This is a genomic window from Streptomyces sp. NPDC043867, assembly GCF_056435845.1.
In genome coordinates, this window is the sequence record NZ_JBWKDS010000050.1 from 29,468 (window position 1) to 42,798 (window position 13,331).

Genomic DNA, 13,331 nt, shown 5'->3' on the forward strand with positions numbered 1-13,331 from the left:
TTCTTTGTCGCCAAGTCCCCTGTCACCCATGAGGAGTTCCACCATGCTGTCCCGACGCGTCCTCGCCGCCTCGCTCGCCGCACTCGTCGCCGCCCCCCTGATCAGCGCCTGCGGCGGTGACAGCGACGCGGCGACCGGGACGGGCGCCGCCGGCACCAGGAAGGTCGGCGGCCTCAACACCGGCCCCGACCAGCACCCCATCCGCGGCGAGAAGGTCGACGAGATCGCCGCCCTCGTCCCGGCGCCGATCCGCGAGCGCGGCACGCTCAAGCTCGGCCAGAGCGCCGACGCCTCGCCGCCGCTCGGCTTCTACGCGACCGACGACAAGACCCGCATCGGCTCCGAGATCGACCTCGCGACGCTGGTCGCCGACACCCTCGGGCTGAAGCTCGACAACGACGAGGTCTCCTGGGAGAACCTCTTCGTCGGCCTCGACAGCGGCAAGTTCGACGCCGTCTTCTCCAATGTCACCGTCACCGAGGAGCGCAAGGAGAAGTACGACTTCGCGACCTACCGCCTCGACAACATCGCCTTCGAGGCGAAGAAGGGCACGTCCTGGAAGGTCGAGGGGCCCAAGGACGTGGCCGGCAAGACCGTCGCCGTGTCCTCCGGCACCAACCAGGAGAAGATCCTCGTCGACTGGAGCAGACAGAACGAGAAGGCGGGCCGCAAGCCCGTCTCCATCAAGTACTTCCAGAAGGACACGGACTACTACCTGGCACTCCAGTCCGGCCGCATCGACGCCTATCTCGGCCCCAGCCCGTCCGCCGCCTACCACGTCGCGTCCGCCGGCCAGAGCGAGATCGTCGGCACGCTCTCCGGCGCCGGCGACAAGCTCCAGGGCAAGATCGCCGCCACCACCAGGAAGGGCAGCGGCCTCGTCGACGCCTACGCGGCGGCTCTCGACCACGTGATCGAGGACGGTTCCTACGCGCGGGTGCTGAAGCGCTGGGGGCTCACGAGCGAGGCGGTGCGCAAGTCCGAGATCAACCCGCCCGGCCTGCCGAAGACCTGAGGCGTCACCGGCGGTCGCACACCTCGCGCCGACCGCCGGTCCCCCGCCGCCCCGCCCGCCGCCACGGCGGCGGGCGGCCCCCCACCATCAGAAAGGTTCACCCCATGACCGCACCGAACGGCCGGGGGCTTCTGCACCTGGCCGCCGCCCTCAACCAGGAGGCGGCCCACGACGCCGCCCCGTACGTGGAGTCGGCCCGGCTCGCGGAGCGCGGTGCCCTCGACTTCGTGACGCTCGGCGACACCTTCGCGCGGCCAGGACCCGACGCGCTCTCCGTGCTGTCCCGGGTCGCGCCCGCCACCACCCGCATCGGCCTGGTGCCGACGGTGACGACCACGCACACCGAGCCCTTCCACGTCCAGGCGGCGGTGGCGACCCTGGACTGGGTCAGCCGCGGCCGGGCCGGCTGGCACCTCGACGTGTCGACTACCGAGGGCGAGGCCCGGCTGTTCGGGCGGCGCCGCGCCGCGCCCGCCGAGGCGCTGTGGCAGGAGGCCGGCGAGGTCGCCGACGTGGCCGCCCGGCTCTGGGACAGCTGGGAGGACGACGCCGAGATACGCGACCGGGCGACCGGCCGCTTCATCGACCGGGACAAGCTGCACCACGTCGACTTCCAGGGCACCGCCTTCTCCGTGAAGGGCCCCTCCATCGTGCCGCGGCCCCCGCAGGGCCACCCCGTCCGGGTCGTCGACGCGACCGGGGAACACGCCCGGCGGGTCGCGGCCCGCCACGCGGACGTGGCGATCGTCCGGGCCGTGAACGCCGCCCAGGCCGGCGCGCTCCGCACCGAACTGCGGGAATCCGCGGCGCGGTCGGGCCGTGACCCGGACGCGCTGCGTGTCCTCGCCGGTCTCACCGTCGACCTCGGTGGCGGCGAGCACGCGGCGGACCCCGGCCACGGCGGGGGAGGGCCCCGGCAGACCGCGCAGGGTCTCCTGTACCGCGGCGGCCCCGTGGACCTCGCCGAACTGATCGCCGCCTGGCACGAGGCCGGTGCCGCCGACGGCTTCCACCTCACACCCGTCGCACCGCGCCGTGACCTCGAGCGGCTGGTGAACGGCACGGTCGCGCTGCTCCAGCACCGCGGCCTGTTCCGCACCTTCCATCCGGGCAGCACGCTCAGGGAACACCTGGGACTGGCGCGGCCCGTCAACCAGTACGCCGTGGCAGGGGGAGCGTCATGACCGTCCGTCCGTCCGCGCGCAAACAGATCCATCTGGCGGCCCACTTCCCGGGCGTCAACAACACCACGGTGTGGGCCGACCCGCGGTCGGGGTCGCAGATCGACTTCACGTCCTTCGAGCACCTCGCCCGCACCGCCGAACGCGGTCTGTTCGACTTCTTCTTCCTCGCCGAGGGGCTGCGGCTGCGGGAGCACAAGGGGCGCATCCACGACCTCGACGTCGTGGGCCGGCCCGAGTCCCTCACCGTCCTGAACGCCCTCGCCGCCGTCACCGAGCGGCTCGGGCTCGCCGCCACGGTCAACGCCACCTTCAACGAGCCGTACGAACTCGCCCGCAGGCTCGCCACGCTGGACCACCTCAGCGCCGGCCGGGCCGCCTGGAACGTGGTCACCTCCTCCGACGCCTTCACCGGCGAGAACTTCCGCCGCGGCGGCTACCTCGACCACGCCGAGAGGTACACGCGTGCCGCCGAATTCGTGGCCACGGCACGAGAGTTGTGGGACTCCTGGACACCGGACGGCGTGCCGCGCCCGTTCGCCCACCGGGGGCGGCACTTCGACATCGCGGGTGAGTTCACCGTGCCCCGCTCCCCGCAGGGGCACCCCGTCGTCATCCAGGCCGGGGACTCGCCGGAGGGGCGGGAGTTCGCCGCGTCCGCAGCCGACGTCATCTTCACCCGGCACGGCACCCTGGAGGCGGGCCGCGCGTTCTACGCCGACGTGAAGGGACGGCTCGCGGCGTACGGGCGCGCACCCGAGGATCTCAAGATCATGCCGGGCGTCACCGTCGTGCTCGGCGACACCGCCGCCGAGGCCCAGGAGAAGGCGTACGGGATCCGCCGCCGGCAGGTCTCCCCGCAGAACGCGCTCCTCGCGCTGGAGCAGATCTGGGGCGTCGACCTCTCCTCGTACGACCCGGACGGGCCACTTCCCGACCTCGACCCGGTGCCGGACTCCGAGCTCGCGCAGGGCCGGACCCGGCTCGGCGACCCCTTCGCCATCGCCGCCAGGTGGCGCGCCCTGTCGCGCGAAGGGGCTGTCCATCCGGGAGACCGTGATCGAGGCGACCGGCCGTCAGTCCTTCATCGGCACCCCGGAGGCGGTCGCCGCCGATCTCGACGAGTTCGTGCGGACCGACGCCGCCGACGGCTTCATCCTCGTACCGCACCTGACACCCGGCGGGCTCGACGAGTTCGTGGACCGGGTGGTCCCGCTGCTCCAGGAGCGGGGCGCGTTCCGTACGGAATACACCGGGACGACGCTGCGCTCGCACCTCGGGTTGCCGGATCCGGTATGGAAGGGTTGATCACATGACGACGGACGCATCCCAGGACTGGAAGCACTGGCACGAGCAGCGCACCGAGACGGTGACGGCGCCCTACGGCCCGCTCTCCCTGACGGGCACGCACTGGCTGGAGGATTATCCGGAGGGTCGACTTCCGGACATCCCGGGGCGGTGGGCCGCCGAGGACGACGCGGTCGTGCTGACGGCCGGGGAAGCCGACGGCCTCACCGTCGACGGAGCGCCCTTCGGTGGCGAGATCCGGCTGGTGGCCGACTCGGGACCGGTCGCCGCCGCCCGGGTCGGCCACGGTGAGCGCCGGCTCGTCGTCCTCGCCCGCGAAGGGGTCTGGGGGGTACGCGACTTCGACCCCGCGTCCCCGGCGCGGCAGGCCTTCCAGGGCATCGACGCCACCCCGTACGACGCCCGCTGGTCGGTGCCCGGACACTTCACGCCGTACGGCGAGAGCCGCACCGTGCGGGTCGAGAACGTGGACGGCCGGACCCGGGGTCTGGGGCTCGGCGGAGTGCTCGCCTTCACGCTGGACGGACAGGACCTCACCCTCCAGGTGTCGGTCGAGGACGACGGTTCGCTCTGGGCCGTCTTCGCCGACACCACCAGCGGGAACGGCAGTTACCGCTTCCGGTTCCTGCGCCCCGCGGCACCGGACGCCGACGGCGGTACGACGGTGGACTTCAACCGCTCGCTGCTGCCTCCGTGCGCCTTCGCCGACCACTTCGTCTGCCCCTTCCCGCCGCCCGGGAACACGCTGGGCACGGCGATCGAGGCGGGGGAGCGCAGACTGCGGTGAACCCGTGCGGGGAAGCCGGGGTCCGGAAGGTTTGCTGATCAACTCCCCTGTGGTGAGCGCAAGTTGAACACTGCACGGCCGAAAGGCGCCCTTGCGCCGGTCGGCCGTGCAGCCGAATATTCCCCACAGCGCTTGTCAGGGGCACGCCTTGTTCGGAATCCGGACGGACCCCTGGCTGCGCCTCACGGGCCCCGACCCCACGCGGGCCCCCGACTTCCCTTCGGAGGAACGACACGTGAGGATCAAGCGCACCACCCCCCGCAGCGGCATATCGAGACGGTCCCGGCTGATCGCCGTGAGCACCGGACTCGTGGCCGCCGCATCGTTCGCGGTCCCCAACGCGAGCGCGTCCGACGCGCACACCTTCAGCGCCACCCAGCTGAGCAAGGTGAACAAGTCGGTGCTCGCCTCCGACATCGCGGGCACCGCCTGGGCGGTCGACCAGAAGACCAACCGCGTCGTCGTCACCGTCGACAGCACGGTGTCGAAGGCCGAGATCGCGCAGATCAAGCGGGACGCCGGCAGCAACGCCGACGCCCTCGTCATCAAGCACACCCCGGGCAAGTTCAACAAGCTGATCTCCGGCGGCGACGCCATCTATGCGAGTAGCTGGCGCTGCTCGCTGGGCTTCAACGTCCAGGACAACAGCGGGAACTACTACTTCCTCACCGCCGGTCACTGCACCGACGGCGCGGGCACGTGGTGGTCGAACTCCGCGCACACCACCACGCTCGGCACGACCACGGGCTCCAGCTTCCCGACCAACGACTACGGCATCGTCCGGTACACCAACTCGTCGGTCACCAAGTCCGGCGCGGTGGGCAGCCAGGACATCGCCAGCGCGGCCACGCCGTCCGTCGGCACCACCGTCTACCGTCGCGGCTCCACGACCGGCACGCACAGCGGCCGGGTCACCGCGCTCAACGCGACGGTCAACTACGGCAGCGGCGACGTCGTCTACGGCATGATCCAGACCACGGTCTGCGCCGAGCCCGGAGACTCCGGCGGCCCGCTGTACGGCGGCTCCACCGCCTACGGTCTGACCTCCGGCGGCAGCGGCAACTGCTCCTCCGGCGGTACGACGTTCTTCCAGCCGGTCACCGAGGCCCTCAGCGCCTACGGCGTCCACGTCTACTGAGACAGGCGCACCGCACCCGTACGGCCGGACTGCAGCCGGCGGCACCCGGGCCCCCGCACGCAACCGGCGTGCGGGGGCCCGTCGTCACCGGGGCGCTCTCGGCGACCGGTGCCCGGATCGGAGACGGCTCACCGTTCCGGCGAGAGTCCCGCCCCCACCGGTCGTGGGGGCGGGACTCTCGCCGGGGTGCGGGCCGGTCACACGGGCCGGGGGGAGACCTCGGCCGGGGCTTGGTGCTTCTCGCGCAGGGATGCCGCGAGGAGGGCCACCGCGCTTCCCACCACCGCCCAGGCGGAGAGCACCAGCAGCGAGACGGTCACGTCGTTGCCCTTGAAGTAGGCGATCGAGCGGGCGGCCCAGGTGCCGGCGCCGGGCGGCAGGGCCGGCCCGATCGCCTTCCAGAAGGGCGGCAGCATGGGCAGCGGGAAGGCGCCGCCCGCGCTCGGGTTGCCCGCGATCACGATCAGCAGGATGGCGAGCCCGATCCCGACGATCCCGAAGAGGCCCTGCAGGGCCAGCGTGGCCGCGCCGACCGCGAAGGTGATCAGCGCCCCGAGACCCCACAGCGCCCAGACGCTGCCGGGCAGGGCGCCGAGGACCGGCCCGACGATGACCGCGCCGCCGAGCCCGCCGGTGATCGCGATGAGGGCCATCACGGCGAGCCGGATCGCCGCGCGGCGCGGGTTGGCCGGCCGGGCGCCCGAGCTGATCGCCAGGATCGACGCGGCGAGATAGCCGCCGACGCACCAGCCGACGACCAGGTAGAAGGACGAGAGCCCGTCGAAGTCCTGGTCGGAGGCCGGGGCCAGGTCGATCACCCGGACCGTGCGCCGCTCGCTCTTCTCCAGGGCGGTGGTGAGGGCGCCCAGTGTGTTGGCGAGGGCCGCGCCCCCGCCGGAGGCGACCAGCAGTGTGTCGCTGGTGCCGGACGGATCGACCACCAGCGCGCCGTCGATGTCGCGGTTCATGATCTGCCGGCGTGCCGCGGCCGCGTCGGTGACCGTCCGCGCGTCCAGCGGCCCGCCCGGGATCTGCCGCAGCCTGCTCACCGTCTGCTCGGCCGCCGCCGCCTGGGGCGCGACGACTCCGAAGGGCACGTCCCTGGGTTTCGGGTCGTGCAGCGCGCCCACGTAGGAGGCGACGAAGAGCAGCTGGAGGGCGATCACTCCGATGACGAGGAGCGTGGCCCGTGGGGTGACCGCGTCCCTCACCTCGGTGAGAAAGGACGTACGCGGGGTACCGGCACCGGCTGTCTGCGTCATGCCCCCACGCTCCGGGCGGCACGGTGTTTGCGCAGGTGGGACAGGCCCGAATGGATGTAGCACGCTTGTTCGAAAATTGGTCTATGGTGGAGGTGAGGCAGTTGGGAACTAATGTTCGAGAGCCCGGCCAGGGGCTCACGGGTGCGGGAGGTGCGTGTGCCGGGGTTCACGCATCTGCACACCGTTTCCGGGTTCTCCGTGCGGTACGGGGGCTCGCACCCGGAGCGGCTGGCCGAGCGTGCCGCCGAGCGGGGCATGGACGCCCTCGCGCTCACCGACCGGGACAGCGTCGCGGGCGCGGTCCGGTTCGCCAAGGCGTGCGCGAAGGCGGGCGTCCGTCCGCTGTTCGGCGCCGAACTCGCGGTGGGCGAGACCGGACGCGGGGAGAAGCGGCGCACCCCGGTCCGCGGCGGCGCCTTCGTCGACGAGTCGGCGCCCCGCGTGACCTTCCTCGCCCGGGACGGTGCGGCCGGCTGGGCGGACCTCTGCAGAATCGTTACGGCATCGCAGGCCGGTGAGGGCCCGCCGCTGCTGCCCCGGGCGGACAACCACGCCGAGGGTCTGACCGTCCTGCTGGGCCCCGCCTCGGACGTCGGCCGCGCGCTCGCCGCCGGCCGTCCCGACCGGGCCGCGGCACTGCTCACGCCGTGGCGGGAGGGCTACGGTGACGCCCTGCGGCTGGAAGCCGTGTGGCACGGCCGGGCGGGCACCGGACCCGGCTCCCTGCGGCTGGCCGCGCGCACCGTCGGCTTCGCGGCCGAGCAGGGGGTGCGCCCGGTGCTCAGCAACGCCGTCCGGTACGCCGATCCCGGCATGGGCCCGGTCGCCGACGTCCTGGACGCCGCCCGCCGCCTCGTCCCCGTCGACCCCCGGCGCGAGCTGGACAGCGGCGAGGCCTGGCTCAAGGACCCGGGCGCCATGCTGGGCGCCGCCGAGCGGATCGTCGAGGCCGCCGGCTTCCGCCGCGACACCGCGTACCGGCTGCTCGAACAGACGCAGGCCACCGCCGCCCAGTGCCTCGTCGACCCCGAGGACCACCTCGGCATCGGGACCGTCCACTTCCCCGAGCCCCACCTCGTCGGGGCGGGCCGCCGCACCGCCCAGCGCGCCCTGGCCTCCCGGGCGGCGGCGGGCATGGTGCTGCGCGGCTACGCCGGACGCCGGGACTACTGGGAGCGGATGCACCGGGAACTCGACATCATCGCCCACCACAACTTCGCCTCCTACTTCCTGACGGTCGCTCAAGTCGTGGATGACGTGCGGGAGATGGGGATCCGGGTCGCCGCACGCGGTTCCGGCGCCGGCTCGCTGGTCAACCACCTCCTCGGCATCGCGCACGCCGACCCCGTCGAGCACGGGCTGCTGATGGAGCGGTTCCTGTCCAAGCGCCGCTCGGTGCTGCCCGACATCGACATCGACGTGGAGTCCGCGCGCCGGATCGAGGTCTACCGGGCGATCATCGGCCGGTTCGGCACCGAGCGGGTCGCGACCGTCGCGATGCCCGAGACCTACCGCGTCCGGCACGCCATCCGCGACGTGGGCGCCGCGCTGTCCATGGACCCGGCCGACATCGACCGGATCGCCAAGTCCTTCCCGCACATCCGCGCCCGCGACGCCCGCGCCGCCCTGGACGAACTGCCCGAACTGCGGCAGCTGGCCGGGGAGAAGGAGAAGTACGGGCGGCTGTGGGAGCTGGTCGAGGCGCTCGACGCCCTGCCGCGCGGCGTCGCCATGCACCCGTGCGGGGTGCTCCTCTCCGACGCCTCCCTCCTCGCCCGTACGCCGGTCATGCCGACCAGCGGCGAGGGCCTGCCCATGTCGCAGTTCGACAAGGAGGACGTCGAGGACCTCGGGCTGCTCAAACTCGACGTCCTCGGGGTGCGGATGCAGTCCGCGATGGCGCACGCCGTGTCCGAGGTGGAGCGGGCGACGGGCGGCCCCGTGGACCTGGACGCCGTACCGCAGGGCGACCCGGCGACGTACCGGCTCGTCCAGTCCACCGAGACGCTGGGCTGCTTCCAGATCGAGTCGCCGGGCCAGCGGGACCTGGTCGGGCGGCTGCAGCCCGCGACCTTCCACGATCTCGTCGTCGACATCTCGCTCTTCCGGCCGGGGCCGGTCGCCGCCGACATGGTGCGGCCGTTCATCGAGGCACGGCACGGCCGCGCGCCCGCCCGCTATCCGCACCGGGACCTGGAAGGTCCGCTGAAGGAGACGTACGGGGTCGTCGTCTTCCACGAGCAGATCATCGACATCGTCGACATCATGACCGGGTGCGGGCGCGACGAGGCGGACCGGGTGCGGCGCGGGCTGTCCGACATGGAGTCGCAGGGGCGGATCCGCATCTGGTTCGCCCAGCACGCGGCGGCGAAGGGCTACGACGCGGAGACGATCGCGCGCACCTGGGAGATCGTCGAGGCCTTCGGTTCGTACGGCTTCTGCAAGGCGCACGCCGTCGCCTTCGCCGTACCGACGTACCAGTCGGCGTGGCTGAAGGCGCATCACCCGGCCGCCTTCTACGCGGGGCTGCTCACGCACGACCCCGGGATGTATCCGAAGCGGCTGCTGCTCGCGGACGCGCGGCGCAGAGGGGTGCCGATCCTGCCGCTGGACGTGAACCGGTCGGCGGTCGCCCACCGTATCGAACTGGTGTCTGAATACAGGGGAGTCAAGGACGTCTGGGGTGTGCGGCTGGCCCTCTCCGACGTGCACGGCATCAGCGAGGCCGAGGCGGCACGGATCGCGGACGGGCAGCCGTACGCCTCACTGCTCGACTTCTGGGAGCGGGCCCGGCCGAGCCGGCCGCTCGCCCAGCGGCTCGCACAGGTCGGCGCCCTCGACACGTTCGGCGCCAACCGCCGTGATCTGCAACTGCACTTGACGGAGCTGCACCGGGGCGCGCGCGGCGGGCGCGGCGCCCAGCTCCCGCTGGCAGGCGGCCGGCGGACGGCGTCGGCCGGGCTGCCGGACCTCGACGAGGCGGAGAAGCTCAGCGCCGAGCTGGGCATCCTCTCCATGGACACCTCCCGCAACCTGATGGACGACCACCGGGAGTTCCTCCAGGAGCTGGGCGTGGTCACGGCCCGCCGGCTGCGGGAGGCGCGCAACGGGGAGACGGTCCTGGTCGCCGGCGCCAAGGCGGCCACCCAGACCCCGCCGATCCGCTCGGGCAAACGCGTCATCTTCTCCACGCTGGACGACGGCACGGGCCTGGTCGACCTCGCCTTCTTCGACGACTCCCACGACACCTGCGCGCACACCGTCTTCCACTCCTGGCTGCTCCTCGTGCGCGGAGTGGTCCAGCGCCGCGGCTCACGCGGCTTCAGCGTGGTGGGGGCCGCCGCCTGGAACCTCGCGGACCTGCTGGAGGTGCGCCGGGAGGAGGGCCTGGACGGCGTGGCCGCACGGCTGGCCGAGGCGGACAGGGCGGCCGAGGACGGCTCCGACGGTCCTCAGCGGGACGGCGACGGACCGTCCCGGGCCAGGCTCGCGGGTTCGGAGGGGCGGCCCCGCCCGGCCGGCTCCGCCGCCCAGGACCCGATGGCCGGCCGGAGCATCCGCCTGCCCACGGGGTTCCAGATGCACCCCTGGGCCGATCTGAAACCCGCGGGCGAAGGGCCCGCGGGGGGAAAGAAGTTGTGGCACCAGTCTCCGGGGAGTGCGGGATGACCATCCTCTGCGTACGTTTCCAGCTGCCCTCGATGTCCGAGGCCGCCCTGCCTGAACTCATCGGCCTGCTCGAGGAGTTCACCCCGGTCGTCGAGGCGCTGCCGCCCGATGGGGCGCTCGTGGACCTGCGGGGCGCCGAACGGTACTTCGGCCGGGGCGTCGTGGAACTCGCCTCGGTGATACGGGTGCGGGCCCTCGCGCGCCACGGCGTGGACTGTGTCATCGGGGCCGGCCCCGGCCCGATGCCGGCGCGCATGGCCCTGCGGCAGGCCACGCGCGGCGGGACCCGGGTGGTGTCCGGCGATCCCGGCTCCGTCAGGGAGTTCCTCGCGGACCAGCCGGTCGCCGCACTGCCCGGCGTCGGCGCCGCCACCGCCCGCACCCTGTGCGAGTACGGCCTCGACACCCTCGGCAAGGTCGCCGCCGCACCCCTGTCCACCCTCCAGCGGCTCACCGGCGCCCGGGCCGGCCGCGAACTGCACGAGAAGGCCTCCGGCGTCGACCGCGGCCGTGTCGTCCCGAACGCCGCGGCGCGCTCCCTGGCGACGGAACGCCCCTTCCCCCGGGACGAGTTGGATCCCGGGCGGCACCGCAGGGCGCTGCTCTCCGCGACCGAGGAGCTGGGCACCCGGCTGCGCTCGCTGGAGCAGGTGTGCCGCACGCTGACGCTCACCGTGCGCTACGCCGACCGCTCCGCGACGACCCGCAGCCGCACGCTGAAGGAGCCGACCGCCCACTCCTCGGCGCTCACGGCCACCGCGTACCGCATGTACGAGGTGCTCGGCCTGCAACGCGCCAGGGTGCGCGCGGTCGTCCTGCGCGCCGAGGGACTGGCCCCCGCCGGACAGGCCTCCTACCAGCTCACCTTCGATCCGGTGGACGAGAAGGTCCGCCGGGTCGAGGAGGCGGCGGACCGGGCGCGGGCCAGATTCGGACCGCACGTGATCGTGCCGGGGACACTGGCCGCGTAGCCGAACCCGCTTCGCCGCGGCCTCAGTTGGCCCAAGGGGGCGTGATCCGTGTGCCGTCGGCCAGTTCCGCCTCCAGGCCGACGGACGTGGTGACCCAGGAGACCGCCGGCTCCCCCGTGGGGTTCTCCACGCCGAGAGTCGCACCGGCGTTGACGATCAGGACGTCGCCCGCGGTGATCCGCTCGGTGCGGCCGTCGAGGGTGATCAGCAGTTCTCCGGAGACGAGGTGGAAGATCTCCTCGCGGTTCACGGTGTGCAGCGGTGCCCTGGTGCCCGCGGGGATCTCACCGCGCCAGGCGCAGAGCTCCCGGCTGCCGCTGCGGGGGGCGGCGTACGAGACGAAACGGGCGCCGTGCATCTCGTGGACGACGGCTTCGGACGAACGGACGACGGGCATGGCGAACCTCCACTGGGACCATATGGTCAAGCTGCTTGACTATATGGTCAGGCAGCTTGACCAGTTCGTCAAGGGTGTTTGAATGCTCCCGTGCACAATTCCGAGGCCATGGCCCTGTCCGCCGCCCTGCTCGCCGTCGCCGGTGAGCTGACGCAGCGCATCCACGCCGGTGTCGTCGCGCGCGGCTTCGAGGGGCTGCGGCCCGCACACGGCTTCGCGTTCGCCCGGCTCGCCCCGGACGGCGCGACGGCCACCGATGTCGCCGCCCATCTGGGGATCACCAAGCAGGCCGCGAGCCAGCTCGTCGACGAACTGGTCCGCAAGGGGTACGTCGAGCGCCGGCCGCACCCCGGGGACGCCCGCGCCCGGCTGCTCGTGCTGACCGAGCGGGGACGGGCCTGCACGCGCGCCGCGGAGGAGGCGGCGGCGGAGGCCGTGCGGCCGTGGGCAGAACTGCTCGGCGAGGAAGAAGTCGACCGGCTGTGCGCGCAGTTGACGCGCATCTCGCCCCGGGGCCCCATCCGCCCCACGTGGTGAGGCCGAACCACAGGACCCGCTTACCCGTGCGAGTTTTTGCCGCCGCGTAACTTCACACTTGCGCTACTCGTTCGTAACTTGACGAGTGAACAGCATCCTCGTGATCCGGATCACAGGGCGTACGCCGTCGCAACTCCCTTGAGCCGCAAGGAGATCACACGATGCTGCCCTGGAAGCGCGCCCTCAGACCCCTGGCAGCCCTGCTGCTGGCCGCCGCCGCCACCGCCGTCCCCGCCGCCACCGCCCGTGCGGACACCGCCCCCGGGCGAGGCTGGAACGACTACTCCTGCAAGCCCTCGGCCGCCCACCCGCGCCCCGTCGTCCTCGTCCACGGCACCCTCGGCAACTCCGTCGACAACTGGCTGACCCTCGCCCCCTACCTGGTGGACCGGGGCTACTGCGTCTACTCACTCGACTACGGCCAACTGCCGGGCGTCCCGCTCTTCCACGGCCTCGGCCCCATCGACAAGTCGGCAGGACAGCTCCGGGTCTTCGTGGACAGGGTGCTCGCCGCGACCGGCGCCGCCGAGGCCGACCTCGTCGGCCACTCGCAGGGCGGCATGATGCCCCGCTACTACCTCAAGTTCCTCGGCGGCGCCGCCAAGGTGAACGCCCTCGTCGGAATCGCGCCCGACAACCACGGCACCACTCTCAACGGACTCGCCAAGCTCCTCCCGTACTTCCCGGGTGCCGAGGCCCTGCTGTCCGCGAGCACGCCGGGGCTGGCCGACCAGGTGGCCGGCTCCGCCTTCCTCACCAAGCTCAACGCGGGCGGTGACACGGTCGCCGGCGTCCACTACACGGTGATCGCCACCAAGTACGACGAGGTGGTCACGCCGTACGCCTCGCAGTTCCTCAGCGGCTCCGGCGTCCGCAACGTGCTGGTGCAGAACCTGTGCGCCGCCGACTTCTCCGGGCACGTGGCGATCGGCCTCCTCGACCGGGTCGCGTACCACGAGGTGGCGAACGCCCTCGATCCGGCGCACGCCACCGCGACCACCTGCGCGTCCGTGCTCGACTGACCAGCTCGGCCGAGGAGTCCGGCCGACGTGAGCGGGGTCCGCCC

At 72.7% G+C, this 13,331-nt stretch carries 10 protein-coding genes and 1 pseudogene; 9 read left to right on the forward strand and 2 right to left on the reverse strand.

The window, feature by feature from the left end; translation table 11 throughout:
* Positions 1-43 precede the first annotated feature (43 nt).
* From AC069T_RS33840 to AC069T_RS33860, 5 genes and pseudogenes are all read left to right on the forward strand, one after another.
* Complete coding sequence (locus AC069T_RS33840) at positions 44-1,015, forward strand: ABC transporter substrate-binding protein (protein ID WP_478786383.1); 972 nt, start codon at positions 44-46, stop codon at positions 1,013-1,015.
* 104 nt (positions 1,016-1,119) lie between these two features.
* The gene (locus AC069T_RS33845) at positions 1,120-2,199 is read left to right on the forward strand and encodes an LLM class flavin-dependent oxidoreductase (RefSeq protein ID WP_478786384.1); all 1,080 of its coding nucleotides are present in this window, start codon (positions 1,120-1,122) and stop codon (positions 2,197-2,199) included.
* A pseudogene (locus AC069T_RS33850) lies at positions 2,196-3,504 on the forward strand (NtaA/DmoA family FMN-dependent monooxygenase). The gene AC069T_RS33845 and the pseudogene AC069T_RS33850 overlap by 4 nt, the downstream one beginning before the upstream one ends.
* Positions 3,505-3,508: 4 nt before the next feature.
* On the forward strand, positions 3,509-4,291 hold the full coding sequence (locus AC069T_RS33855) for a DUF1684 domain-containing protein (RefSeq protein ID WP_478786385.1): 783 nt from the start codon (positions 3,509-3,511) through the stop codon (positions 4,289-4,291).
* A 235-nt stretch (positions 4,292-4,526) separates the two neighbouring features.
* Positions 4,527-5,429 carry a S1 family peptidase gene (locus tag AC069T_RS33860; RefSeq protein WP_478786386.1) on the forward strand — a complete coding sequence of 301 codons (903 nt, stop codon included), beginning with the start codon at positions 4,527-4,529 and terminating at the stop codon, positions 5,427-5,429.
* Positions 5,430-5,626: 197 nt separating this feature from the next.
* Here AC069T_RS33860 and AC069T_RS33865 read toward each other — a convergent pair whose 3' ends face one another.
* Complete coding sequence (locus AC069T_RS33865; RefSeq protein ID WP_478786387.1) at positions 5,627-6,691, reverse strand: DUF3533 domain-containing protein; 1,065 nt, start codon at positions 6,689-6,691, stop codon at positions 5,627-5,629.
* A 156-nt stretch (positions 6,692-6,847) separates the two neighbouring features.
* Here AC069T_RS33865 and AC069T_RS33870 point away from each other — a divergent pair, with 156 nt between their 5' ends.
* Together AC069T_RS33870 and AC069T_RS33875 are read left to right on the forward strand one after the other, a co-directional pair.
* Positions 6,848-10,360, forward strand: a complete 3,513-nt coding sequence (locus AC069T_RS33870; RefSeq protein ID WP_478786388.1) for a DNA polymerase III subunit alpha — start codon at positions 6,848-6,850, stop codon at positions 10,358-10,360.
* Positions 10,357-11,331 (forward strand): DNA polymerase Y family protein, encoded by a 975-nt coding sequence (locus AC069T_RS33875; RefSeq protein WP_478786389.1) that lies wholly within the window; start codon positions 10,357-10,359, stop codon positions 11,329-11,331. The genes AC069T_RS33870 and AC069T_RS33875 overlap by 4 nt, the downstream gene beginning before the upstream one ends.
* 22 nt (positions 11,332-11,353) lie before the next feature.
* Here AC069T_RS33875 and AC069T_RS33880 read toward each other — a convergent pair whose 3' ends face one another.
* Positions 11,354-11,728, reverse strand: a complete 375-nt coding sequence (locus AC069T_RS33880) for a cupin domain-containing protein (protein WP_478786407.1) — start codon at positions 11,726-11,728, stop codon at positions 11,354-11,356.
* A gap of 90 nt (positions 11,729-11,818) precedes the next feature.
* On the opposite strand from AC069T_RS33880, the gene AC069T_RS33885 reads away from it, so the two are divergent.
* Positions 11,819-12,265 (forward strand): MarR family winged helix-turn-helix transcriptional regulator, encoded by a 447-nt coding sequence (locus AC069T_RS33885; protein WP_478786390.1) that lies wholly within the window; start codon positions 11,819-11,821, stop codon positions 12,263-12,265.
* 161 nt (positions 12,266-12,426) lie between these two features.
* On the forward strand, positions 12,427-13,287 hold the full coding sequence (locus AC069T_RS33890; protein ID WP_478786391.1) for an esterase/lipase family protein: 861 nt from the start codon (positions 12,427-12,429) through the stop codon (positions 13,285-13,287).
* The last annotated feature ends 44 nt before the right edge of the window (positions 13,288-13,331 follow it).

What these genes read in the sequence shown, in the direction of transcription:
- AC069T_RS33840 (WP_478786383.1), top strand. Translation starts at nt 44, where the DNA reads ATGCTGTCCCGACGCGTCCTCGCCGCCTCGCTCGCCGCACTCGTCGCC.
- AC069T_RS33845 (WP_478786384.1), top strand. Translation starts at nt 1,120, where the DNA reads ATGACCGCACCGAACGGCCGGGGGCTTCTGCACCTGGCCGCCGCCCTC.
- AC069T_RS33855 (WP_478786385.1), top strand. Translation starts at nt 3,509, where the DNA reads ATGACGACGGACGCATCCCAGGACTGGAAGCACTGGCACGAGCAGCGC.
- AC069T_RS33865 (WP_478786387.1), bottom strand. Translation starts at nt 6,691, where the DNA reads ATGACGCAGACAGCCGGTGCCGGTACCCCGCGTACGTCCTTTCTCACC.
- AC069T_RS33875 (WP_478786389.1), top strand. Translation starts at nt 10,357, where the DNA reads ATGACCATCCTCTGCGTACGTTTCCAGCTGCCCTCGATGTCCGAGGCC.
- AC069T_RS33880 (WP_478786407.1), bottom strand. Translation starts at nt 11,728, where the DNA reads ATGCCCGTCGTCCGTTCGTCCGAAGCCGTCGTCCACGAGATGCACGGC.
- AC069T_RS33890 (WP_478786391.1), top strand. Translation starts at nt 12,427, where the DNA reads ATGCTGCCCTGGAAGCGCGCCCTCAGACCCCTGGCAGCCCTGCTGCTG.